Source organism: Deltaproteobacteria bacterium (assembly GCA_016235345.1).
Classification (GTDB): domain Bacteria; phylum Desulfobacterota; class Desulfobacteria; order Desulfobacterales; family Desulfatibacillaceae; genus JACRLG01.
Window position 1 is genome coordinate 184,538 of sequence record JACRLG010000024.1, and the last position, 25,496, is coordinate 210,033.

18 protein-coding genes are annotated in these 25,496 nt (G+C 58.5%); 12 read left to right on the forward strand and 6 right to left on the reverse strand.

What is annotated here, in order from left to right; translation table 11 throughout:
- Positions 1-4 precede the first annotated feature (4 nt).
- The 10 genes from HZB23_12760 (at position 5) to HZB23_12805 (ending at position 13,809) form a co-directional block, all read left to right on the forward strand.
- Positions 5-556, forward strand: coding sequence for a hypothetical protein (locus HZB23_12760; protein ID MBI5845527.1), 552 nt, complete (start codon positions 5-7; stop codon positions 554-556).
- 145 nt (positions 557-701) lie between these two features.
- A complete protein-coding gene (locus HZB23_12765; protein MBI5845528.1) occupies positions 702-3,665 on the forward strand; it encodes a chemotaxis protein CheA in 2,964 nt (987 codons plus the stop codon).
- A gap of 142 nt (positions 3,666-3,807) precedes the next feature.
- Positions 3,808-5,217, forward strand: coding sequence for a response regulator (locus HZB23_12770; protein MBI5845529.1), 1,410 nt, complete (start codon positions 3,808-3,810; stop codon positions 5,215-5,217).
- 21 nt (positions 5,218-5,238) lie between these two features.
- The gene (locus tag HZB23_12775) at positions 5,239-6,279 is read left to right on the forward strand and encodes a response regulator (GenBank protein MBI5845530.1); all 1,041 of its coding nucleotides are present in this window, start codon (positions 5,239-5,241) and stop codon (positions 6,277-6,279) included.
- A 93-nt stretch (positions 6,280-6,372) separates the two neighbouring features.
- Positions 6,373-7,344, forward strand: coding sequence for a P-loop NTPase (locus HZB23_12780; GenBank protein MBI5845531.1), 972 nt, complete (start codon positions 6,373-6,375; stop codon positions 7,342-7,344).
- Positions 7,345-7,385: 41 nt separating this feature from the next.
- A complete protein-coding gene (locus HZB23_12785; GenBank protein ID MBI5845532.1) occupies positions 7,386-8,150 on the forward strand; it encodes an ABC transporter permease in 765 nt (254 codons plus the stop codon).
- Positions 8,151-8,435: 285 nt separating this feature from the next.
- Positions 8,436-9,257 (forward strand): ABC transporter ATP-binding protein, encoded by an 822-nt coding sequence (locus tag HZB23_12790; protein ID MBI5845533.1) that lies wholly within the window; start codon positions 8,436-8,438, stop codon positions 9,255-9,257.
- Positions 9,247-10,305: an ABC transporter substrate-binding protein gene (locus HZB23_12795; GenBank protein MBI5845534.1), complete on the forward strand. Its 1,059-nt coding sequence runs from the start codon at positions 9,247-9,249 to the stop codon at positions 10,303-10,305. The genes HZB23_12790 and HZB23_12795 overlap by 11 nt, the downstream gene beginning before the upstream one ends.
- Before the next feature lie 15 nt (positions 10,306-10,320).
- Positions 10,321-11,427: a response regulator gene (locus tag HZB23_12800; protein ID MBI5845535.1), complete on the forward strand. Its 1,107-nt coding sequence runs from the start codon at positions 10,321-10,323 to the stop codon at positions 11,425-11,427.
- Positions 11,428-11,628: 201 nt separating this feature from the next.
- The gene (locus HZB23_12805; GenBank protein ID MBI5845536.1) at positions 11,629-13,809 is read left to right on the forward strand and encodes a GAF domain-containing protein; all 2,181 of its coding nucleotides are present in this window, start codon (positions 11,629-11,631) and stop codon (positions 13,807-13,809) included.
- Between the two features lie 46 nt (positions 13,810-13,855).
- Here the strand turns inward: HZB23_12805 and HZB23_12810 are convergent, their stop codons facing one another.
- From HZB23_12810 to HZB23_12825, 4 genes are all read right to left on the reverse strand, one after another.
- Complete coding sequence (locus tag HZB23_12810) at positions 13,856-14,455, reverse strand: alpha/beta hydrolase (GenBank protein ID MBI5845537.1); 600 nt, start codon at positions 14,453-14,455, stop codon at positions 13,856-13,858.
- Between the two features lies 1 nt (position 14,456).
- Complete coding sequence (gene panP, locus HZB23_12815) at positions 14,457-16,148, reverse strand: putative pyridoxal-dependent aspartate 1-decarboxylase (GenBank protein MBI5845538.1); 1,692 nt, start codon at positions 16,146-16,148, stop codon at positions 14,457-14,459.
- Between the two features lie 108 nt (positions 16,149-16,256).
- Positions 16,257-17,429 carry an SO_0444 family Cu/Zn efflux transporter gene (locus HZB23_12820; GenBank protein ID MBI5845539.1) on the reverse strand — a complete coding sequence of 391 codons (1,173 nt, stop codon included), beginning with the start codon at positions 17,427-17,429 and terminating at the stop codon, positions 16,257-16,259.
- Between the two features lie 318 nt (positions 17,430-17,747).
- Positions 17,748-17,999, reverse strand: coding sequence for a hypothetical protein (locus HZB23_12825; GenBank protein ID MBI5845540.1), 252 nt, complete (start codon positions 17,997-17,999; stop codon positions 17,748-17,750).
- 469 nt (positions 18,000-18,468) lie between these two features.
- On the opposite strand from HZB23_12825, the gene efp reads away from it, so the two are divergent.
- The gene (efp, locus tag HZB23_12830) at positions 18,469-19,032 is read left to right on the forward strand and encodes an elongation factor P (protein ID MBI5845541.1); all 564 of its coding nucleotides are present in this window, start codon (positions 18,469-18,471) and stop codon (positions 19,030-19,032) included.
- Between the two features lie 4 nt (positions 19,033-19,036).
- Positions 19,037-19,963, forward strand: a complete 927-nt coding sequence (genX, locus tag HZB23_12835; GenBank protein MBI5845542.1) for an EF-P lysine aminoacylase GenX — start codon at positions 19,037-19,039, stop codon at positions 19,961-19,963.
- A 6-nt stretch (positions 19,964-19,969) separates the two neighbouring features.
- On the opposite strand, the gene HZB23_12840 is transcribed toward genX, so the two are convergent.
- On the reverse strand, positions 19,970-22,687 hold the full coding sequence (locus HZB23_12840) for a UPF0182 family protein (protein MBI5845543.1): 2,718 nt from the start codon (positions 22,685-22,687) through the stop codon (positions 19,970-19,972).
- A gap of 158 nt (positions 22,688-22,845) precedes the next feature.
- Positions 22,846-25,260 carry a PAS domain-containing protein gene (locus tag HZB23_12845; protein MBI5845544.1) on the reverse strand — a complete coding sequence of 805 codons (2,415 nt, stop codon included), beginning with the start codon at positions 25,258-25,260 and terminating at the stop codon, positions 22,846-22,848.
- Positions 25,261-25,496 lie beyond the last annotated feature (236 nt).

A 25,496-nucleotide genomic window follows, 5' to 3' on the forward strand; every position in this document is an offset into this window, starting at 1 on the left:
AGCCATGAAGGGTGCGAACGACCGGAAACACGTTTTGGCCGGATTATTCATAGCGGCGGCTTCGGGGCTCGCTTTGTCGTGCGTCCTGGCCGCCGCTTCCGGCGAGCTTGCGCTCCTTCTGCTGCTGGTTCTGGTGCTTGGGTTTTTCCTCGCGGGGGCGGTCCATTTTTATTACAGGTGGCACCTGCCCCTTGCCGAAAGCCTTGGCGTCATTATGGATATGGCTGACGGAAAGTTTGACGGGACAGCTCCCCCGACGCTTTTGGGAGACGCCGTAAACCAGGTTAGCGTCAACACCCAGGAGGCTTTTTTATTGGTCTGGAACCATACGAAAGACGCCTTGGGTTCCGTTGCCGGGGCCAGAGAGTCGATAGCCGCCCATGACGAGATGGCCGGGGCGGAAATTTTAAAGAATCTGGACAAGCTGGATGAGGCCCTGGCCGGAATAAGGGACGTCATATCCGCCTTCGGTTTTTACGGGGTCCATCTTGTGGACGAGGGGGGCGTGGCCGATTCCTGCGGTTGCGGAACGGCTCATGCCTCGCGGCCCGACTGAAAAGGGGCGGCGCAAAAAGACCGCCCCGAATGAAAAATTTTAAACACTTACAGGCATATTTAAAGTCTACATATAACGGAGTCAACATCGCGCGCCGAAACCCGCAAGGGGAAGGCGGCCAAAAGTTCACCGAAGGGAGTTCGACATGGCGGATCCTTCCTTGTTCCAGGATTTCATTCCAGAGGCCGTGGAGGCCTTGGAGGAAATGGAAACAGGGCTTTTGCAGCTCGAGGCCCAGCCCGGAAACAAACAGGTAATCAACACCATATTCCGGGCCGCCCATACCATCAAGGGGTCGGCGGAATACCTGGGGCTCGAAAGCCTGTCAACTCTCGCCCACAAGCTGGAAAGCCTTCTCGAAACCTTCCGCCACGGCGACAAGGTTCCCGACGGCCCCACCCTGGACGTCCTCATGGCCTCCAAGGACCGTATGGTCCGGCTGGTTGGCGATCTGGACGCAAGCCAGGAAGAGAGAACCCCGGTGGACGATCTCGTCGGTCGTCTCGAGGAGCTTTCCCTGATACCGGCCAAGGCCGTAAAGCCCAAAAAGGCGGACCCGGTGAAACCTCCCCCCAAAAAGGCCGCCCCGAAAAAGGCGGCGCCCGAAGCGACAGTGACGGAGGCATCCATGGACGATCTCGGAGAACTCGACTCCCTTTTGGACGATGATGTACTGGAAGGCGGCCCGAAAAAAGCCGCGTCATCCGCTCCCGCCAGGCCCGTGGACGCGGCTTTTGCCTCCGATTCCCCGCTGATGAAGGACGCGCTCGCCGAAATGGACGCCTTCGCCACCCTGGAGGAGGAATACGACAAGGAGCTCTTCTCCATCTTCGAGGAGCATCTGAAGGAGCAACTTGCCCTTCTGGCGGCGACAGTGAAACGACTGGCGGAAGGCGGCGGCGAGGAAGGCTGCCTTAAGGCCCTGGAAACGGTGGAAGCGCTGAAATCCTCCGCCGGCTACATGGACTACCAGAAGCTCGTGGCCCTTTACGATGAATGGAAGGCCGCTCTGGAAGGCTTCAGGCGCTCGTTCCCGCTCGGCGACCGGAACCTTGTGGGGATAATCGGAATCCAGGCGGGCCTTCTCCTTTCACACACGGCGAGCGTTCCCAAGGAGCCCGTGGCGGAGGATGCGGGTGAGGCCACCGAGGGCTTCGACCTGGCCTCGCTGGTGGGGCAGGCGGCCCCGGCCCCTGAGGCTCCGATCCGCAAAACGGCCCCGCCCGCCGTTTCGAGCCCGGCGGAGCCACTTTTCGAGGACCTTGCCCCCGCTCCTTCGGCCAGTGACAACCAGGGCCTTTTCGACGAGCTGGACAACGTATTCGACCCGCTGGCCGCACAGGCCCCGGTTGACGTGGCGGTGGCCGACCCGTTTGCAGACGATTTTGAGGAAAGCCTTTCCCGTGGCGCCGTGGTCCCACCCCGGACGCCCGCCCCAAAAAAGACCTTTTCCCCGGTTCCTGCGGACAGGCCTCAGCCCGGACCGGAGGCGCCCCCACCCATTGGCGCGCCTCCGGCCCCCCGGGCGGCGGGGAAGCCTCCGGCTCCTCCCGCAGCCGAGCCTTTCGTAATCGAGCCCCTGCTGAAGGCGGCTCTTGAAGATGCCGACGCCGCAGAAATTTTGGATGCCGAGCCTGAAAAGGCCGTACCCGATGCGGCCCCGGAACCAGCGCCCGCAGATTCGGCTCTTGAATCAGCAAGCGCCCCTTCAGCCGAGCCCAGGCAGCCCGCCCAGGAAATGGCCGGTTTCGGCCAGGACGATCTCGTCACCGAGCGCATCGCCAAGCAGAGCCTTCGGGTGGACGCCACCAAGGTGGACAACCTCATGAACCAGGTGGGCGAGCTGGTTGTCTCCAGGGCCTCCTACGGCCAGCTTTACTACGACATGAGGCAGTTCCAGCAGCGGCTTCACGAGATGCGCATAGATTCCAAGGAACTGAAGGCGGTGAGGGAGCTCACCTTCCGCCTTTCCGAGGCCACCGTCGCCTTGGGCCGGGTGGCCAACGACCTTCAGGAAGGCGTGATGAAGGTCAGGATGCTGCCCATTTCCCAGCTTTTCAACCGCTATCCGCGCCTTGTCCGCGACCTTGCCCACGACACGGGGAAAAAGGTCCACCTGGAAGTGAAGGGCGAGGACACGGAACTGGACAAGATGGTCATAGAGGAAATAGCGAATCCTCTGGTCCACATCATAAGGAACGCCGTGGATCACGGCATCGAGACTGTCGCGGAGCGCCTGCGGGCGGGCAAGCCCGAAACCGCCGTGGTGAAGCTGGAATCCTACCACGAGAGCAACCACGTGGTGGTGGAGATAACCGACGACGGCAGGGGCATCAACACCGACAGAATTCGCGAAACCGCCCTCATGAAGGGCTTCGCCACCCGCGAGGAACTGGACAGGATAGCCGGGAGGGAGTTGATCTCCTTCATCATGAAGCCCGGCTTCAGCACCGCCGCCTCGGTCACCAAGACGAGCGGACGCGGCGTTGGCATGGACGTGGTTAAAAAGAACATCGAAAAATTGAACGGCACGGTGGAGATAGAGAGCAAGGTGGGCCAGGGAACCCGTGTGCGCATCAAGATTCCCCTTACCCTGGCCATCATCCAGGCCCTCTTGGTCAGGGTGGGCAACGAGATTTTCACCCTGCCCCTTTCGGTGGTGGAGGAGACCCTTTCCTCGCAGATATCGGACATCGCCACCATCGAGGGCATGGAGGTCATCCAGATGCGCGACCGGGTGCTTCCGCTCCTGCGCCTCACGGACATCTTCCACCTAAAGTCCAAAAACACGGAAAGCGGCAAAATCTACGTGGTTGTGGTCAACACCGGCATGAGGGACGTGGGCCTTGTGGTGGATTCCCTGATAGGCCAGGAAGAGGTGGTCATAAAGCCTCTGGTGGATTATCTCCAGGAAAACTGCGGCTTCTCCGGGGCGACGATTCTGGGCGACGGGCGGATATCGCTAATCCTTGACGTCTACCAGATGGTCAACCTGTCCGTGGCCAGGGTGGCCAGCGCCAGGGGCCTTCTGGAAGCGACGCTTGAGAGCAAGTCCCTGGCGGGCGTGAGCGCCAAGGACGCCGGCTCCCAGGGGCTCCAGGCACAGTAGCGGCCGTCCTTCTGCATGGAATCCCCTCGCCGGGAGGAACTGCGCGACCCTGGGCGTACGGCCTTAAACCGGCGGAGTGTCACATACTGATATGTTCGTTTCGGGTGTTTGACCGGGATGGACGGCCAAAGCGGCAGGCGGCTTGAACGTGACGAACTCGCTATTAGCGGAATTGATCCAAACCTGCTGCGCCTCCGGCATCAGCACGGCCATCGCCGTTTCGCACGGGCGGGAGGAGGGTCGCCTCTTCATCAGGGACGGCGAGCTGGTTCACGCCGAAACGGGTGAACTCACGGGGGTTGACGCTCTTAGTCTGATGGCCTCCTGGGACTACAGCCAGTTCGAGACCCTGGGCTTCCCGGCGGCAGTAAAGGCCACCATAACGACCCCCTGGCGAGAGCTTCTGGAATCCCTGGCCCCGGAACCCGCAGACGCCGCCCCGGAACCCGCTCGGCTCAAGGTCCTGGTGGTGGATGATTCCGCCATGATGAGAAGGGCCATTTCGGACATTGTGGCGGCCCAGCCCGACATGGAGGTTGCGGCCACGGCGGCCAACGGCGAGGACGCCCTGGCCAAAATGGCCGAGAGCAGGTTCGACGTGATTACGCTCGACGTCAACATGCCGGTAATGGACGGCTCCACGGCCATCAAGCACATAATGATCAAAAAACCCTGCCCGGTGGTTATCATCTCCAACACAGACCGGGCCGCCGTGGGCAACATTATGGATTTTCTCATGCTGGGCGCTGTGGATTTCGTGGCCAAGCCGGTGCGCGGCGGCAACCTTGCCCTTGCCGCCGACCGCATAGCGGGAAGAATAAGGACCGCCGCCACCGCCGGGGCTTCCTCCATCACCCGGTTCAAGCCCCCCGCGCCCAGGCCGGAGCGTGAATTAGAGACAGCGGAGGGGAAAAGGCCGACGGACAGGCTGGTGGTGGTGATAGCCGGGGCGGGCGGGCACGCGGAGTGGTTCAAGCTGGTGTGCGGCCTTCCCGAAAACCTGGACGCCTGCGTTTTGGTGATTCAGAACATGCCCCCCGATTTCATGGCGCCCCTTGCCGAATATACGGCGGCAAGAAGCATGGTGGACGTCGCGCCTCTCAGCGGCGAGGCTGCGGTGCTTTCGGGAACCTGCTACATAACGGCGGTTGACGCCCCGCCCGCCATAATGATGCGGCGCAGCCTGCCCATTCTGGTGGAAGGGGACCCCGTTGCGGCCAGGAATCCGGCAGAGGCCCTTTCCGGATTTTTGGCAAGCCTTGCCGAGTCGATGGCGGAGCCCTTGAAGGTGCTTGTCCTTTCGGGCGGCGGAGGCTCACAGGCGGCGGAGGGGCTTAAAAGCGTCATTGAAAAGGGCGGCTCCGTGGCCATTCAGAACCGGGAGACCGCCATGGTCCGGGCCCCACTGGATGAAATAGCCGGACAGGGCCTTGCTGCCGGGGAAACCAGGGTGGAGGCCATGATCGAAGGAATCGTAACTTACGCCTCAGGCCGGGAGAAAAATCCGTCCTCCGTCGATGACGACGACCCCGGCCTGGACTGGCTCATTTGATATGGCTTTATCGGAGGGATTATGGCGGAAAAGCTGAAGGTCCTCATAGTGGATGACGCTGCCTTCATGCGCAAGGCCGTGGCCCAGATACTGGACTCCGACCCGGACCTCACGGTCATCGGGGAGTCCAAAAACGGCCTGGAGGCAGTCAGGGCGGCCCGGCAGCTCAAGCCCGACGTTATCACCATGGACATCGACATGCCGGTCATGGACGGCATAACCGCCATAAAGCACCTGATGATCGAACACCCGGTGCCCATAGTGGTCCTAAGCTCCCTCACCTCCGAGGGGACCGTCACCTTCGAGGCCCTTCGCCTGGGGGTGGTGGATTTCGTGCCCAAGCCGTCCGGGTCCATATCCACGGACATGGATTCCGCCAAAAAGCAGCTCATCGACCGCATCAAGGTGGCCCGCTCCGTCAACATGGACAACGTGCGCCGGGTCCGCCTTTCCCGCAAATGGGGAATAAAGGACCGCATCAACAGCCTCTACGGCTACATCCCCCTGGATCACATCATAGCCATAGGAACCACCCTTTCCGGACCCAACACGGTGATAAGGCTCCTGTCCCAGCTTTCGCCGTCCCTTCCGGCCTGCGTGGTGGTGATCCAGGAGATTTCCCCCCGGATCATCGATTCCTTCTGCCGGGAATTCAACGAGCACGTGCCCTGGAGGGTGGAGGTGGCCCGCGAAGGCCAGGCCCTGGAGCAGGGAACCTGCTACATAAGCTCCACGGAAAGCCCCCACTCCATCGATGCCGACTCAAAGGGCCTTCCCTGCCTCAAGGCTTCGGTGAACCCAAGGCGTCCCCTGGACGCCTTGTTCGAGACCGCCTCCAGGATTTTTTCGCGATCCACCTTGGGGCTTTTGCTCACGGGCATCGGGGAGGACGGGGCCGAGGGCTTCGCCGCCATAAGGGACGCCCACGGGGTGACCGTGGCCCAGAAGGCGGACTGCTGCGTCTACCCCAACCTCACCGAAAACGCCATTCTCAGGGGCGTGGTGGACAGGGAGCTGGACGAGACCGATCTGGCGAGGTTCATAGAAACCATAATCGTGTGACGGTTTGAAGTTTCGCCCCGCCCCGGAAAAGGGGACGGGACGTCGGACGCGCCCGCTTCGGCGGGCCAAACGGAAAAACGGGCGGGGTCCGCAATGGAAAGTACCATAATACCAGTGGCAAGCGGCAAGGGCGGCGTGGGCAAGACCCTCATTTCGGCCAACATCGCCATCGCACTCGCCCGCATGGGCCACTCCACCGTGGCGGTGGACCTGGACCTCGGCGGCTCCAACCTCTACACCTATCTTGGGGTGCCCAACAAGTATCCGGGCATAGGGGACTATTTAAAGGGCGGGGTGGCCGACTTTCAGGACCTTGTCGTTCCCACGCCCATCCCCAACCTGTCCTTCGTGCCGGGGGACGGCAAGACCCCGTTTCTGGCCAACATCACCTTCGAGGAGCGCCGCGCCCTCATCAACGGCATAAAGAACATCCGCGCCCGCTACGTTATTCTGGACCTTTCAGCCGGGTCCACTTTCAACACCCTGAATTTTTTCGGCATCGTGAAGCGCGGCTTGTGCGTCACCAGTTTCGAGACCCCGGCTGTCATGAATTTCGTCATGTTCCTGCGCAATTTCATGCTCCGGGTGCTTTCCGGGGTGGTGAGGAGCGACAAGAGGGTGTTCGAGATGGTGCTCTCCGCCTTCGGAGACACGGCCAGGGCGGAGATCATGACCGTGCCCTATCTCGTGGGGCAGATATCGGCCATCAACCCAAGGCTTGCCGCCGCCGTGGAGGAAACATGCCGCCGCTACAGGCCCGCAGTAGTCTTCAACATGGGGGACGACCCGGAGGAACTGGCCGTCGCAGGGCGCATAGAATCCACCCTGCAACAGGGGCTCGCCATATCCCCGCGCTTTTTCGGTTTCGTTTACCATGATGAGTCGGTGAGGGTTGCGGCCAAGAAAAGGGAGGTGCTTCTCACCCGCTATCCCACGGGCAGGGCCAGCCAGGGCATAATCCGCCTTGCGAAAAAGATCGTCTCCGACTGGGACTCGGACGCGGAGGAAACGGCCATGGATCTCTTGGAACGCACCCGCCGGGAACAGGGAGCCTTCAGGGCCTGAGGACCGGGCTGACGCCAGACGGCCACACCGTGGAGAACTTGATGGATTTGTTCAAGAAAATTCCTCCAGCCCTCATCTCCTTCGTTCTTCTTCTCTTGTGCTGGGAAGGAGTGGTGAGGCTTGGGGTATGGAGTGAAAACGTGCTGCCGGGGCCGTTAACAGTAGGCCTCGGAATGTGGGAACTGGCGTGCAGCGGGCTTTTGCTGAAGCACACTGTTTCAAGCCTTTTTCGGGTGACGGCCGGCTTTTACCTGGCCGTGGTCCTGGGGGTTCCGGCGGGAATACTGCTGGGCTACTTTGTTTTCGCAAAAAGGGCCTTAAACCCCATAGTCCAGTTTTTCAGGCCCATTTCGCCACTTGCGTGGATACCGCTCGCCATGCTGTGGTTCGGCATCGGCGACAAGCCTGCGATTTTTCTGATCTTTCTGGCAAGTTTCTTCCCCCTGGCGGTTTCAACCGGGGCCGCAGTTGAAAGCATTAAAAAGACCTATTTCCAGGTGGCGGCCAATTTTGCCTTCACCAAAAGGGAAATTTTCACCATGATCATTTTTCCGGCCATTCTTCCAACGGTTCTTGTGAACCTTCGCATAAGCCTCGGCATCGCCTGGATAGTGGTTGTGGCCGCCGAGATGATAGCGGTCAAAAGCGGTCTGGGCTTTTTGATAATCGATTCCAGAAACGCCTTGCGCATGGATTACGTTCTGGACGCCATGATCATAATCGGCGCAATAGGGGTGGTGCTGGATTCGGTGATGCTCAGACTTTCCATGGCGAGAGAAGTGCAATGGGGCGTTCGAGGCCGCTAACCCAGGCGTCCTGAAAACGCGAACTGCTAAAGCGGGCGGGTCGTCATGTACGACAAGTACTATTCCTTCCCGCCCGCTTCACTCTTCCTTGCATTTCATCGTTTTCAGAACGCCTGGGCGTGATAGCCTGAAATAAAGAACGCCTGGGTATGAGGGCCTGAAATAAAGAAAGTCGGCCTGGGCGTGTCGGTTTTTAGAAAAGACAATTAGCTGCTGGGCGGCGCAGAAAAGAGAGCCTGTGCGTGGCGGCTTTGAAAAAGAAGGTGATTCGCCATGATGAGCGCGATGCTTGCGAAGGATGAGAGGCGGAAGGACTACATCCGTATCCGCAGCCTTCGCAAGGCTTACCAGGAACGTCGCCAAGCCAGGAGGGAGCCCGAAGACCCGGCTCCCCGCCTTGGCCAGGAGAGCGTGGTCCTGGAAAACATCGATCTCGATATGGGAGAGGGCGAGATCGTGTGCGTCCTGGGGCCTTCGGGATGCGGCAAGTCAACGCTTTTACGGATCGTGGCGGGTTTTGATCCGGGCTACACAGGCCAGGTCGAGATTGACGGAAAAACGGTGAACGGGCCGAGCCCCGATCATATTTTCGTGTTTCAGCAAAGCGGCCTTCTGGACTGGATGACCGTGGGGCAGAACGTGGGCCTGGGGCTCCGGCACATGAAGGACAAGGCAGCCATGAAGGAAAAGGTGGCCGAGTATCTCGATCTGGTGGATCTTGCCGGTTTCGAGAGCCGCTACCCCTTCCAGCTTTCTGGAGGAATGCAGAGGAGGGTGGAGCTTGCCAGGGCCATGGCGGTGAACCCGGACGTGCTGTTCATGGACGAGCCGTTCACGGGCCTGGATTTTCTCACCCACATGCGGATGCGCGAGGAGGTTCTGAACCTTCACGATTATCTGCAAAAAACCATTGTCATGGTGACCCACGACATAGAAGACGCCCTCATAATGGGAGACCGCATAATCGTTTTCGGAAGCCGCCCCACCAAGGTCAAAATGGCGAGGGTTCTGGATTTTCCAAGGCCCAGGGATTTTTCCAGCGACCCGGACCTTGCCGAGCTAAGGCGCCAGATTTATCTCATGATGGGTGTCCACTATGCGCTATAGGCAGACCCGCATGGCCGAGTGGGTGGACGGGCTTTCGCTCAGGCGCAAGGTGCTGATGCTTTCCCTTGCCTGGCTTGCGCTCATTTCGGCGTCGCATTTCTGGGTCAACCGGGAGCCGACGGGCCGGATCGTGGTTCGCATGGGCTACATGCCGGTCATCTCCAACATCGCGGCCCCCATTCTTGACGCAGCCTCGAAGGAGGGAAAGGGTGTCAGGTTCGAGGCCATGAAGTTTTCCAGCTTCGCCGAAATGGGCGAGGCCCTCAGAAACGGAAGCATAGACGCGGCCTTCATAATCGCCCCCCTTGCGGTGGCCTTGCGCCAGCAGGGCGAGGACGTGAGGATAGTGGCCATTGGAGCCCGCCACGAAAGCACCCTGGTGGTGAAAAAGTCGCTTCCGGTAAAGACCTTCGCCGATCTTGCAGGTAAGACCCTGGCAGTGCCAATGCGTTTTTCCGGCCACAACCTTGCCGTAAGAAGGCTTGCGGAAAAATACGGCCTGGGGGAGAGCATCAAAATAGTGGAAATGAACCCGCCCGATATGGCAGCCGCAATGGCCGCCGGGGTGCTGGACGCCTACTGCGTGGGAGAGCCCATGGCAGCCAAAACCATCATGGCCGGGCAGTCCAGGGCGCTGTCGTACGTGGAGGAAGCGTGGCCGGGCTTCATCTGTAACCTCGTGCTCGTAAAAGGCGACTTGGTGGAGAATCACCCGGAAAGGGTGGCGGCCCTGGTTCAGGGCGCGGCGAGGGCCGGGCTGTGGGCTAAGGCCAACCTGAAGGAGGCGGCCAGGATAGCCTCCGATTACTGGGGAACGCCCCTGCCTCTTGTGGAGTACGCCCTTGAAACCCCGCCTGGAAGGGTGGTTTTCAACCGGTTCGCGCCCAAGGAATCGGAAGTTCAGGAAATGGCCGGTTACATGGCCCGGTTCAGGATCATCGAAACCGCCGAAATAGAGGGCCTGGTGGAGCCGCGCTTCGCTCTTGCAGCCGACCTTGACGGCATAAAAGGTTTTTCCTCCATCCTGCGTAAGGCCCGTGGCCGATAGGCAAGGAAGGTCTTCATGAAACGCGACGTCAAACTTTTAGTAGTGGACGATTCGGCCCTTTTCCGCCGCGTTGTGTCCAACGTCATAAGCGCCGATCCCGGCCTGACCGTTGTGGGCGAGGCGAAAAACGGCCTTGAGGGCGTAAAAATGACCCCGGTGGTCAATCCCGACGTGGTTCTTCTGGATATCAACATGCCGGTGATGGACGGCATAACTGCCCTGAAGCACATAATGATCCGCTCCCCCAAGCCCACAGTGATGTTCTCCACCCTCACCAAGGCCGGGGCCTTTGTCACCTTCGACGCCCTTCGGTGCGGAGCCGTGGATTTCATCCACAAGCCGTCTCGCCAGGGAGCGCTCGACATGGAGGAGCAGAGCCGGGAGATACTGCGGAAAATTAGGCTGGCGGCCAGGGTCAAGGTCTCCTCCATCCGCTATCTCCGGCAGGCGCATTCAAGGGCCGAGGCCGATGAAACCCCCGATGTTTCCGCCGGCAACGTGGAGAGGGTGTTCGTAATCGGGGCCTCCGAGGGCGGTTACGGGGCGCTTTTAAAGATTCTTCCGGCCCTGGACAGGCGGCTTCCCGCCACCTTCCTGGTGGTGATTCACGATGACCCTGAGCACGTGGATTCATTTATACGCTACATGGACAGCCTCGCCCCCGGCCTGGTGCAGAAGGCCAGAACCGGCGTGCTCCTGTCGCCCGGCAGGGCCTACGTGTCATCGGGCATGGAATACGTCACCCTTTTGCGAAGCGGCGCGGATCATTCCCTGCACGTCTCGCCCTCGCCCTTTCCGGGCCGCAGAGGGGCCATCAATATGCTTATGTTTTCAGCCGCCGAAGCCATAGAGGACAGGGCGGCGGGCATGATTCTTTCGGGGTCGGGAAACGACGGGGCCGAGGGGTTGGCAGAAATAGCCAGGGTCGGGGGCGTGGCTCTTGTCCAGGAGCCCTCCACCGCCTTTTGCGACGAGATGCCTCAATCGGCCTGGGACATGTGCCCTTCGGCCAGCCTTGTTTCCGACCGGGACGCAGCTCAAAGGTTCATGGAAATCTGCCTTGCCGACAGGCCTGGTTCCAAGAGACCGCCCCGCCAGTCTTCGGGATTATGGGGCCTGTGAGGCACGGTATCGTCGGCGCATTGAAGGCCGATTTCCTGCCGTGAATGGGCTTTTCGGACGGGCCTCCCCCAGGGTCAACGATGGGGCTGATCAATTATTACCATCCATTTCATTTGGTTATGCTTCCGCTGGGGAAACCGGAACACCTTTGGCCTTGTGCCATGTTGAAACCTAAAACCCCATTCAGGACCTTTTCCCTCGATGGAAAACGATCAGGATAACAGGGGGGCTTTGCCCGACGGCGGAGGCTTCTCCGGCGTCAAGCCCGACGCCCTCAGCCGGAAGAGCCGGGGGTTCAGCTTTCTCCTGGAACTTTCCCGGCTCCTTTCCAGAAAAGACCTTGACGATGCCGAGGTCCTTTCCAGGGTATCAGACCTCGCCCCCACGGGCCTGGCCCGTCCCGAACATGCAATGGTGCGCCTGTTGGTCAACGGGTGCATTCACGGAAGGCCGGATTTCCCCGCCGGGGCAAAAACGATCGAAAGCCCGGTAATGGTTTCCGGCCACTGCGTGGGAAGCCTCGATGCGGCATATCCAGGAGAGACGCCGGAAGGTTTTTCCGTCGAGGAAAAGAGCCTCATGGCCGAAACCGCGCACAGGATTTCCAGCTTCGTGGAGCGCAGCTTTCTGCAGTCGGCAAGAAAGAAGGGCATGGCGGCCAATGATCTGCTTACGGATTTTTTTTCCTGCATCCTAAATCCGTCGCCCATTGGCGAATTGACCTTGAAGGCGCTGGAAATATCGAAAATTCTGACCGGGAGCCCCAATGGGTTCGTGGGTTTTCTGGACCCGGAAACCGGCTACATGGTCTGCCCCACCATGCCTGCCGCAAAGAGTGTGCAAGGCGAAGGCCCCGGCGACCACATGGTTTTCAAGAAGTTTTCCGGCCTGTGGGGCTTTGTCCTCAAAAATCGCCGGGCCCTCATGGAAAATTGCCCCGAAAAGCATCCGAGTTCCGTGGGGGTTCCAGCCGGGCACATAAACGTCAGGCGCTTTCTGGGCGTTCCGTCGGTGATAGACGGAAGCATTGTGGGCATGATCGCCCTAACCAACAAACCCTCGGATTACACTGATTCGGACCTTAAAATAATATCCCGCGTGGCCGATCTTCTTGCGCTGGCCATTTCGCGGGTTCGTGTGGCGGACGCCCTCAATCAGTCCAATGTACTTCTGGAAAGCCGGGTAAGAGAGAGAACGCGACAGCTTACGGACGAAATGGAGGCGCGGAGCCGGGCGGAGGAAGACCTTAGGCGCAGCAAGGAAATGTTCCAGGCGGTGTTTGACGGCATATCCGATCCTCTTTTAATGCTGGGCTCGGATATGTCTGTGCTGATGCTCAACAGGGCCGCAGCCGAGTACTATCGCCTCAGAAATCCTGAACGCTCACTCGGAAAGGCTTGCTTCAGGACCCTTGGGGGGGCTTCAGCCCCGTGCCCGGAATGCGGGATTCTCTCCGCCGTTGAACAGGGGCAGGCCGTGACCATCGAGCGCAAGGGGTTCAAGGATCCTGACCGCTACGAGCAGGCCACAGTTTATCCCATCAAGAATTTCGCAACAGCTTCCTCAGCCTCGATTATTCACATTAGGGACGTAACCGAGTCAAAGGCCGTGCAACGCCATCTGGTTCAGAGCGAAAAACTGGCGTCCCTCGGCTACCTCATTTCGGGGATTGCCCACGAAATCAATAATCCCAACAATTTCATAACGTTTAACATACCAATACTGCGGGAGTACATTCAAAGCGTGTTGCCGGTTCTGGACGAACATGCTGAAAAAGCGGGTGATTTCAACGCCTGCGGTATGCCATACCAGGAATTCCGGGAAGACCTTTTCAAGATTCTGGACAACATAGAGTACGGTTCCTACCGGATAAACTCCATAGTCAGCAACTTGAGGGCTTTTTCCAGAAAAAGGGAGCAGGCCGAACCCAAGTGGGTGGACGTGGCCGAAGTTGTTGAAAACGCGCTGGCCATCTGCCGGATAAAGCTCTCGCATTCCGTGAAGACCCTCCAGGTTTCGGTGCCCGAGGACCTGCCGAGGCTCAAGACCGATCCCGACATGCTGGCGCAGATAATAATCAATTTCATGGTGAATGCCGCCCAGGCCGCCGACAAACGGGATTCATGGGTAAGCCTTGGGGTGAGGCTGGACGAAAGGGACCAGGGGCTTTTGGTGATCGAGGTGGCCGACAACGGCTGCGGCATGGACGAGGCCACAAAGGAGCGCATTTTCGACCCCTTCTTCACCACCAGGAGGGCGGGGGAGGGGACCGGGCTGGGCCTGTCCATGAGCCACCACCTGGCCGCCACCCTTGGGGGAAGAATCGAGGTGGAGTCAAAACCCGGCGAAGGAAGCTCCTTCAGGCTTTATCTTCATCTGTAGCATGGAGTTTTTGCCTGACGGAAATTTCAGGCTTGCGGGCTCTGCATTAGGGCAGGTGGGAGATTATGGCCGACTGAAGCTCTTCCTCCCGGCCCCAGAAAAAATGGTCGGCATGGGGAATCATCGTGAAGCGGGCTTCCGGGTTCCACTTTTGGGCGGCTTCGAAAACCATGTCTGGCGGGCCGAAGGTGTCATCCTCCCCGGCGATTACGGCAAGAAGGCCTTCTATCCGGTCTTCCGGGAAATCCAGAAGCGCCACCGGCGGGGCCACCAGGAACATGGGTGGATGCCCCAGCCGCCCTGATGCCTTCGCGTTGATCCAGGCTCCGAAGGAATACCCGGCTAGAAATATCCTGTCTTTTCCAAGGCCGAGAAGGTGATTCATGGCGGCCATCACGTCGTCCTGTTCGCCAAGGCCGCCGTCGTAAGCCCCTCCGCTTTGCCCCACTCCCCGGAAGTTGAAACGAAGCGTGGAAATGTCCGTGTTCAGAAAGGCCATCTGAAGCGACACCACCACGTTGGAATTCATGTCCCCCCCGTAGAGGGGATGGGGGTGGGTTATCACCGAAGCCGTGTTTCCTGAGGCTTCCGTATAAATCCCTTCAAGCTCGATGTCGCCGGAACCGAAACGGATTTGTCGGGTCACGTCAAATCTCCGAAAGGGCCGCTTCGAAAAACGACCCAAGGCTCTTTTTCGCTATGGCTTCCTGTTCGTCCAGAATTTCCCGCAAAATTCCCATGTGGGTTATGGGGTTCATTATTACGGCGCGAAGCACCACCGTGGGGCCGCCCTTGTTTTCCGGGAGCCGCAGCGTGGTCCTGGAAACGAAGCTCTTGCCCGCCTCCCGCTGCATCCTCTGAAGCTCGGTGTTGGCGTTGTTGACGTGCTCGTTTAAGCGGATGATGAGTTCCGGGTCAGCCTTGCCGAATTTTTCCTTAAGGGCCTCTGGCATGTATCTGTAAGTCAGGATGTTCAGCTCCGGCCTTGTCATTAGGGCGAAATTCGGTCGGGATTCGATCTCTTCGGCAAAGGCCCTGGCGGTTTCTATGCCGTTGTCGATTAGAAGCGCGTAGCCCCTCTGGCCCATGATTTTTAAGGCGCAATCAAGGATGAGGGATGTGGACGAGCGCGATCCTGCAAGGCTCCGGATGCCCAAGTCCACCGAGCCGGGGCGGTTGACGTAGGACGCGTAGTAGGCCACGGCGTCCATTGCGCGGGGGTCCTTGAAATAGACCATGCCGCAGGTCATTGGCATGTAGAACTGCTTGTGGCCGTCTATGGTCACCGAGTCGGCCTTTTCGATGCCGGAAAGCAGGTGGGCGTATTTTTCGGAAAAGAGGGTGGGGCCTCCCCAGGCCGCGTCCACGTGAAAATGGATTTTGTGGCGCGCGCAGATTTCGGCGATTTCATTCAGGGGATCCACGGTTCCGGTTTCGGTGGTGCCCGCCACTCCCACCACGGCCATTATAAGGGTGGCCGGGCTTTCATTTTTGAGGGAGTCGATGGTGTTTTCAAGGCAGTGAAGGTCCATGCGGTTCTTGTTGTCCACCGGGACAGAAAGCACGTTGGCGTTTCCGATTCCCAGCACCCCCCCCGCCTTCCTTAAGCTGTAATGGCCGAGCTGGGACACCAAAACCACGCACCTTTCGATACCGTAGGCCTTGCAGGCGGCGGCCACGCCCTCCTTTTCAACGCCGGAGAAACCGTTTACCGGAGCCAGAAGCCGGTTTCTGGCCACCCACAGGGCGGTCAGGTTGGCCTGGGTTCCGCCCTCCACGAATCCTCCGAGGCTGGTGTAGCCGCTCTGGATGTGCTCGTTGTAGAAGGCGTCGTCCTCCTTGTAGATCATGCGGTGGAGTTTGGCCAGAACCTGCTTTTCGACGATGGAGACCACCTTGCTGGTCTCCAGCTTGACCACGTTCTGGTTCAGCGCTGAAACTATGGTGGAAAGATGAACCATGAAAAAGGGGATGGCCGAGGTCATGTGCCCTATGAAATAGGGCGACGACACGTTCACGGCGTGGGGGGCGATGTTGTCTATGAGATCGGTTATGACCTGAGCGAGCTTTTTTTCCGGTTCCTTGCTTATGGCCGAATCCATGAAGCGCCTTGAAAGCTCGGTCAGGGCAAGTTCTTCGGTGATGCCCACGTGGTTGCGAAGAAAATCCTGGAGCCCGAAAAGGATCTGCTCCATGTACTTGACAAGGGTGGCCCTTGCCGAGTCGTTTTCCCTCAGTATGAAGATGCGTTTAAGGGTCTCCCGGTTCGCCACGAGTTCACGGGTGGCGTCAGGGGGCCTTGCCGCTGTTCTATCGAATATCTGGGCCGTGTTTTTCATTTCTCTATGGGCAGGCGAATTTTTCGCCGGAAGCTGCTGCAGGTTTTGCCCCGGTCGATTCCGAAGGCCCTTGAAAAGAATTTCTTTTCACCCGGTTTGCTTCTGCGGTCAAGGGAAAAGATCGGGGAATGCGCCCTTCCGGTCCGGCTTGCCGCAGGTCCCGTTGGCGCATCCGCAACCGTGCGCTTCCCCAGGGCTTTCCTGGGAGTCATGGCCCTTGTTTCTTTTAAAGGCGCGAAAAAGCGGGGGGGCCGATATGGCCAAAAGAATCAGGAGGCTGGCCCAGGCCGCCCAGCCCGGCACGATCTCGGAGGCCTGCCCGGCAACCGCCCTGGCTGAAACTCCGAAAAAGGCGTAGGCACGGTCAACGGCGAATCCCGCCGCAACGGAAAAAAGGGCGATGGACGACAGGTAAATGGTTGCGGCCCGTTTTCCAAGGATGCCAAAAATAACCGTAAGGGACGTGATGTTGGTGGCCGGCCCGGCCAGGAGGAAAACCAGGGCGGAGCCGGGGCTTACCCCGGAAAGTATCAGGGCCGCCGCTATGGGGGTGGACGCTGTGGCGCAGATGTAGATGGGAATGCCCACAAGAAGCATTATGAGATAGGAAATGATACCGCCGCCCATGTACCTGGAAAGGGCGTCCGGGGGAATGATTGCGGTGATGACTCCGGCAAGAAGGATTCCAGCGAAGAACCAGCCGGCCATGTCGGCCCACACGTCATTGAACGCGTACTTGAGCCCTGACACGAATTTTTCGCCCAGGCCGTGATGGTTCCTGTGGTCCTGTGGCGGGCAGTCGACGCCGTCGCAGCAGCCGTCAACTGGGCACGAGAGGTCCGGCGTAACGGTCGCCCCGGTGCCGCGCCAGCCGACAAGGTTTTCCGTTATTCCGGCGGCGACGGCGGTCACAAAGGCCGCAAGGGGCCGGGCCACGGTCATTATGGGGTCCAAGAGGGCGTAGGTTATGCTTATGGAATCGATGCCGGATTCGGGCGTGGCTATCATGAAGGCTGTCGTCGCCCCGTTGTTCGCTCCCTGCTTTTTAAGGGAGACGGCGGCGGGGAGCACTCCGCACGAGCACAGGGGAAGCGGGATGCCAATTATTGCGGCCTTGAATACCGAGGAAAAGCGCCCGGTTCCAAGGTGGGCGGATATCCCCTGGGGGTTGATGAACGCCCTTAAAAGGCCCGCCACCAGGATTCCGAACAGGATGTAAAAAGCCGACTCGAACAGGAGTTTCCATGTTCCGCTGGCCGCCTCGATTAGAAATTCAGTCATGTCGCCTTCCAGTTCCGTGAATACGAGCTTTGATCTCATCGGGCTTATCTTCGATCCTCAATGAAGCACGAACAGCCGGGTCAGGCTGTTTTACAAAATAAGACGTCTGGAAGACGGGGCAAGCAGGCACGAGAGATAAAAGCGACACTGAAGGCGAAAATTGAGGAAAAGCCGGACAAAAACAAAAAAGCGGGACAGCGCCTTGCCAGGCGGAAAAGCCTGCTGCGCAGAAATCCACTACGGGCTCCCTCCCCATTTAATCGGGTCGCGGGGAGGGGGCCCCTTGGGAATAAGGGGTTGAAAAGACAGGAAGGAGTGTCAGGCGCTGGCCAGGGTCTGCATTTCCTGGGCTTTGCCAGAACGGCGGACGGTTCTTGTGCCTCTGTAGGCGGCGTGCTCATCCGGCCAGAAAATGGCCCGCAGTAAATGCAGGTAGGCCGTGATGTCAATTTCCTCGCGGTCAACGTAGGCTGTCTTGTGCTTGCAACCGCCGCAATCCCAGCCTGGAGCGTTTTTTTTGGCCGCACGGGACAAACATGCATCATACTTCGGGCAATCAGGATTTCGCATGGCTGACCTCTTGCATGTTGAAGATAAGGATTGCCCCCCCACCCTTGCCGGAAGACTTTACCTGTAAGTATGCAAATTGGATTCCAATTTATACATGCGATATAAAAAAATTAATAACATCTTGTTTTATCATCAAATTTTTTTATGCCGCATTGCGACATGAAAAACAGGCGAAATGGTGAAAATAACCGCATATCTTGGGGAAAATGCCCGCATGTCAGGGCCGTTTTGTGGCTGATTTCACAATTATCAAAGGAAAATGTCCGCTTATCGGACCTTCATGGCGACTGACAGGTATTTTTTTCTTTAGAGCGATGGATTATTGGGAAATAATGCCGCTTTATTCTTTTACGTAATTTCCATTATTGCCTTCTTGAGCCGTGTATTCGCTCTTTTTGCCTCATTGACACTTAAAGCTTAATCGTTTATAGAAGCCTCAAAAATTTTCTCAGGAAAGAGGGTCTTTACAATGATCAACGCAGGCGAGCTTAGAAAGAACATCAAGATCATGGTTGAAAACGAGCCGTACGTCATGGTGGACGTGCAGTTCGTCAAGCCCGGCAAGGGAGTGGCCTTTTACAAGTGCAAGATGCGCAACTTCCTGACCGGTACGCTTCTTGAGCGCACCTACCGCTCCGGCGACGTTTTCGAGCCCGCAGAGATGAGCGAGCGAACGATGCAGTATTCGTACCTCCAGGACAACGAATACTACTTCATGGACACCCAGACCTACGAGCAGGTGATGCTCACCGCCGACCAGGTGGGGGACGCCAAGGACTTCATCATCGACAACCTGGAAATGGACATCCTGTTTTTCCAGGACCGGGCCATCGGCATCACCCTTCCCAACTTCGTCGATCTCAATGTGGTGAAGGCCGACCCCTGGGCCAAGGGCGATTCCGTTGCAGGCGACTCCAAGCCCGTGACCATGGGGACCGGCCTCGTGATCCAGGTTCCGCCGTTCATCGAGGAAGGCGACAAGATCACCGTGGACACCCGCACCAGGGCCTACGTCACCCGCGCCAAGAAATAGGCCGATGGCTGATCGCGTTTCAAGGCAGGCGCAAATTCGCGGAAATCTCAAAATCCGGGCAGCCCTTTACAGGGCTGTCCGGATTTTTTTTGAGCAGGAGGGTTTTTTGGAGGTGGAGGTGCCATGCCGGGTTCCGTGTCCGCTTCCCGAAGCCAACGTGGACGCGGTTGAAAGCGGGGAGTGGTTTCTCCAGGCCTCGCCGGAATCGTGCATGAAGCGTCTTCTTGCCGCCGGTTATCCCAGAATTTTCACCATCCACAGGGCCTTTCGGAAAGGCGAAAGGGGAGGCCGCCATTTGCCGGAATTTTCGCTTCTCGAATGGTACCGGGCCGAAGCCGGTTACACCGCGCTCATGGACGATTGCGAAAGGCTTGTTGCCTTTATTGCAAAAAGCCTTGGTGCGGAAAACAGCCTTGTTTACGGTGACTTTCGGGTTGATCTGAAACGCCCCTGGCCGCGCCTCTCGGTTTCGGACGCTTTTGCGCGTTACGCGCAAAAAAGCGCGGGGCAGGCGGTAACGGATGGCTCCTTCGATTACGACATGGCCTTTGCCGTGGAACCGGCCCTGGACCCGTCACGCCCGGTTTTCCTCTGCGATTACCCTAAGGAAAAGGCGTCCCTGGCACGGATATCGACCAATAACACGCTTGTGGCCGAGCGCTTCGAGCTTTACGCGGCGGGCCTTGAAATCGCCAACGGCTTTTCAGAGTTGAACGACGCAGAAGAGCAGCGAAGGCGTTTTGCGGATGAGGAAAAGGATCGCAGGGCCGCCGGAAAGCCGCCTTATCCCGCCCCGGAAAAATTCCTGGAAGACCTTTCCCGTATGCCGCCCGCAGCGGGCATAGCCCTGGGCCTTGACCGGCTGGTGATGCTTTTTGCGGATGCCCGGGAGATAGATGAAGTGACGGCCTTTACTCCCGAAGAACTGTAAGATTGCTTAAAGTTTTTTGGAAAGGGTGGGGGCGGGGGAGGCCGTCGGAACCGGGCGCGCCACCGGCGTGATTCCCGCCGGAGCCGGGCTTGCCGTAAGCGGCTTGGCCGCTGCCTTCGCTTTAGCGGTTTCCCCAGCTGCGCGGGCCGATTTGTCGAGCCTCGCCTTTTCGGTCTCCCGCCTTTCCAGCTTGGCTTCCAGGGCCTCCAGGGCCTTTTCCACGGAAACGTCCATCACCGCCGTATCGCCCTGGCTCACTATCACCCGCTTGAGTTCGGGAAAGCGGCTGGCGGTCCTGGCCCTCAGGTACACCGGTTGAACGTAGAGCATCTTTTTCGCTATGGGCAGAACTATCATCCGGCCCCGCTTGACCTCGCTTCCGGCCTGGTTCCACAGGGTGAATTCCTTGGAGATGTCAGTATCCTGGTCGATTACCGTGTTGACCTGGCTCGGTCCGTAGACCTGCTCGCCTGCCGGGAAGTCGTATACCATGACGTCCCCCAGTTTTTCGCCGTCGCAGCGCCCCACCGCCAGGGCCGCGAGGTTGTCCCGGTTGATGGGGCTCAAGGGGAGCACCAGCAAAAATTCCTGCCGGCCCGGCTTGATGAGGTCCACGGTAATATAATAGGGGGCCATGGAAACCGCCTTTTTTCCCTCGTAGGACTTGGCGAACTGCATCAACTCCCTTTGCTGGAAGAAGACCACCGGGTCCTTCTGGTGATATTTCAGGTACTTTTCCATCTGTATGACGAAAAGGTCCTTGGGATAGCGAAGATGTTCCCGGATGTCCCTGGGGATGTCGGCGGTTTTTCCCGAGAAAAGGCCGGGATAGATGGCGTCGTAAGCCTTGGCTATGGGGTCCTTGGGGTCGGTGATGTAAAATTTCACGGTTCCGTCAAAGGCGTCTATGGTCGCCCTTACCGAGGCCCTTATGTAGTTGAAGCTGCCGTCCAAAACAGGCGAGCTGCCGGGATAATGGCTGCTGGTGGTGAAGCAGTCCACCACCCAGTATAACCTGTCCTTCGCCACCACCAGGTAGGGGTCGGAGTCCTGTTTCAGGAAGGGGGCGATCTCCTTCACGCATTCCACGATGTTGCGCCTGAAAAGGATGCGGCTTTCGTCGTTGGTCTGGAATGTGGTGAATATCTTGCTGTCCTTGAAATACACTGCGAAGAGGAACTTACGCCAGATGTTCCCCATTGGGACGCCGCCCTTCCCGGTATAGTCGCTCTTGCCGCTTATAACGTCGGTTTCCCTCACGTCGTTGGGAACCAGTATGTACGGGTACTTGTCCGTCCCGTAGTAGAGGTCCGATTCCCCGGGCGCGAGGCCGAAGGGAGAAATGGGCGGGACATCCTTCAAGGCCCAGGAAATGCCCTGGTCTCCGCTCTGGACCGCAGGGGTCATCACCGCGCCCTGGCCGTGGGTGTAGGTCATGTGCTCATTCTGCCAGTTGCGGGCGATGGCCGGCATCTTGGAAAGGTTCACCTCGCGTGCGGCAAGGTACACCTGCTGGTAGTTGCCTCCCAGGTTGTAGCGGTCGACGTCGACGTCTGCGAAATTGTAGTAGGTGCGCAGGCCCTGAAGCTGAAAATAGACCTCTTTCAGAAATTCCTGGTCCCAGACCGGTATGTTCTGGATATTCATCTGGAAGCTCTGGTCCGTGGCCAGGCGGTAGCCCTTGTCAAGCGGGTAGGAGCGGTTGACCGCGTAATCCAGGCCGTAGCCCTCAAGGGTGGCCTGGATGCTGTTCTTGATGTAGGGCTTCTCCCTTTCTATCTCGTTGGGCTTCACCACGTACTTGTCGATGATGTCAGGCAGGAAGGTGGTGTTGACCAAAAGGAGGCAGACGGCGAAAAGGGTCGTGGAAATTGAAAGCAGCACGTAGCCCTTTTTCGTGTGGATCAGTACAATAAGGCTTAGGGCCGTTGCCAGGAGCAGAAAAATGGCTCCGATGGTAAGATACAGGATTATATTGATTTCCGTGTATCCTGGTCCATAGAACAGTGGCTCGTGGGCATTGGAGTAAACGAGGCTGTGAGCCTTGAGCACGAATCCCCAGGCCTGGATGACGAAAAGCGCCAGCACCAGTATCGAAAGATGGGCCTTGGCCGCCCTTGGAAAAGGCTGGCCCTTCTGGGCGAAAACCCCCTTCTGTATCCAGTACAACGACGCTAGGGCCGCAAGCACTGTGAGCGCCGCGATTAGAAGCCTGGTCTGAATGAGGGTGTATATCGGATAATTGAAAAGAAAATAGGTCACTTCCTTTGCGAATACAACGTCCTTGAGGTCCGAGTTCGAACCGGCCAGGAAAAGCAGGGTTTCCTCCCACCTGTTGTAGAGAGGCACGGCGATGAGCACGGCAAGTATCAGGGAAAGGGGGGCGAGTACCTTCATAGACCCGCTCAAAAAGACCCTGGAAAGGCCCTGTTGGATTTTTTCCTGCTTTGGGTCGGCCTTGGCGGCCCCCCCCGTGCTTCCGAGGAATCTGGCTGCGAACCAGAAATTGAGAAAGAAAACGAGAAAGAAGAAGGTTGTGGCCGCGAAAAAGACGACGTAGCGATACATTTCCCGGAGCCAGAAGTAGCCTGAAAAGCCCAGGGAATCGAACCACCAGTAATCAACGATGAAGTTGACGAAAATGAGGTTGGATATGAGATAAAGCGCCCCCAGGACCAAAAGAGCCAGGGCGGCCATCAAGGCCCGGCGTTTCCATCGTGACATTTCAATGTCTCCGTTTCACTGGCGAATATCTGTGCAATCGGGATTTCGATATGGAAAATGATGGTTCTTCTGAAAGTCTCCCCCGGAAGAGGACGATATGCTTTTTCATAACCAACATGCGAGAAAACATCAATGGAATATTGACGGCAACGCACAGGTCAGCCGTGAGGCTGCTCTTGCTGGACGCCTGTCGCCGCCGGGAACCGGATCAGGAAACGGGTGCCCTTGTCCGTGGTGGTTTCAACCGAGCCCGAAAGCTGGTTCTTGACCAGGCCCTCCACCAGCACTATGCCCAGGGATTTTGACGTTGACGGGTCGTAGTCGTCAGGTATTCCCGGCCCGTCGTCCTCTATGATCATCTCCAGCACCTTTCCGGCCACTATCCTGGCGGAAAAATTTATGGAGCCCGGCCCGCCGTTGGGAAAGGCGTGTTTGAGCGAGTTGGTTAGAATCTCGTTTATGATCATGCCGCATGGCACGGCCTGATCGACGGCAAGGGTGATTCCGTCGGCCTCGATGGAAAGGGCTATCTTTTTTTCGTGGGCTCCGTAGGCGTCGAAAAGGCTTCGCGCAAGAATGGTGACGTACTGGCCGAGGCTTATCTGGGCCAGGTTTTCGGCCTTGTAGAGGGTCTCGTGGACCAGGGCCATGGCCTTGATGCGGTTCTGGCAGTCCCTGAAGGCCCGGTTGACGTTTTCGTCCGAGAGCTTGGCGGCCTGGAGGGTCAGCAGGGCGGATATGACCTGCATGTTGTTCTTTACCCTGTGGTGCACCTCCTTTAAGAGCATTTCCTTTTCGTGCAGGGCCACCAGAAGTTTCTGCTCGGCGGCCTTTATGTCGGAAACGTCCATCATGCATTCCAGGGCGCCCCACACCACCCCGGCGTCGTCCCTTATGGGATGGGTGAAGACCTTGAAGGTGGCCCCCCTTGTTTCTATCTCGTCGGCGGCCATTATCCTGGTGACGAGCCTCTGGGTGGAGAGGGCCGCAGGCATGGTGCAGACCGGGCAGGGCGATTTACGGTTGTGGTAGACCTTGTAGCATTTTTTGCCGATGGCCGCCTCGCGGTTGGGAAGCCTGTGAAGCTCGATGAGCCTGTCGGAGATGTCCAGCACCGTGAAGTCCTTGTCCACCACATGGACTCCGCCCGGAAAGGTGTTGAACACGGCCCGGAGCTTCTGGAGAGCGGTGCGCAGGTTCTTTTCGGCCTCCACCTCGCGGGTTATGTCAACGCCTATTCCGCCAACCATCCTGGGCTTTCCCTCGCGCACGATGGGAAACTTGAAGGTGCGGTAGACCCTTTCCACGCCGTCCTTGTCGGGAATTGAACCCACGGTCTCAAGGGTCTCGCCTGCAAGGGCGCGGGCGTCCTCCTCCACGAAGCGGTCAGCAGTCTTCTTGTCGAAGAGCTTGTGCATGGATCCGCCCACCCATTTCTTGCGGCCAAGGCGTTCGGACATGTGGCGGTTGGCGTAGATGAACTGGCCTGTCTCATCCTTCATGAAGGCAAGGCCCGGCAGAAGGTCCATGAAAGTGGCGAAGCGCTCCTCGCTCTCGGCCAGGGAAGCCTCGGCCTCAAGACGGGCTATCACGCCGCCCATGCGGGCGGCTATGCCCTCAATGGCCCTTCGGGCGCTTTCGGGAATGCGGTCCTGGGAGTGGGAGCCCAAGTTGATGGCCGCAACTATGCCGCCCTCGTATTCCACGGGAATGACGGCCATTGCCCGGAGCCCGCCCCATTCCGGGGTTTCCGGCCCGGTCATGTCCTCGTGAAGCCCGTAAACGGGGAGGCCCCTGGCCACTATGCGGGCCTGGGGGGAGTCTGCGTCAAAGTGCTTGACCCTGGAGACGAACTGCCGGGGAAGCCCGGCGTGGGTGACGAGGTTGAGATCGCCCGTGATGGCGTCCACCACGTAAACCCCTCCGCAGTCTATGCCGTGAACCTTGAAGCTCGCCTTCAGAACATGGTCGGCGGCCTGCCTTAGGTCCCTGGCCTCGGAAAGGTCCAGGCCAAGGTCTCGCTGGATGCCCAGCATGTTCTCGGCGCGTTTTCTTTCGGTCAGGTCCCTGGTGATGGAAAGCAGGCAGGGCTCGCCGTGGATGTCTATGGGCCAAGCCGAGATGAGCCCGTGGACCACCTCGCCGTCCCTTGTGCGGAAGCGCGACTCCAGGGCTATCACCTGGCCTTTTTCGGCCAGCTGGCTCATGAAGTTCTTCCTGTCCTTGGGGGTCACCCAGGTTTTCAGGTCATCGGCGGTCTTGCCCACGGCCTGGGCTGGCTCGTACTGGAGCAGGCTGGTGAATCCGGGGTTAACGTCCAGAAGGATTCCGTCCTTGCGTCGGATGAGGGCCACCGCGTCCGGGTTTTCCAGAAACGCGGCCCGGAACATTTCCTCGGTTTCCCATATGAGCCCTGCCGCGAACCTTCTCCCCAAAAGCTGGCCTTCAAGGTACTGGACCCTCTGCTCCAGCTCCTCGTAGGTGAGCTTGGACTCCGGCCTGGAATCGCCCGATATTCCAAGGCGGTTTCGGAGGCTTGCGAAAAGTTCGTTTCTGGATTTGGGTATTTTCATGTGGGCGATTTTGTTTGGCCGAAAAAGTTGGGCGGCAGGCAGAACCTTCAGGCCTCACCAGGTCCACGGGCTTTGCCTGCGCGCCCCTTGGGCCGTGCAAAACCCTCCTTACCAGCCTGTTGAAAACTCAAATTACACAGAGGTAAATGCAGAACCACCCAACCGAAGGTTTGCAATCGCCCCCTGTTTTTTTAGATTACACTGATTGGACTTGGTGATACGACAGGCTGATGAAA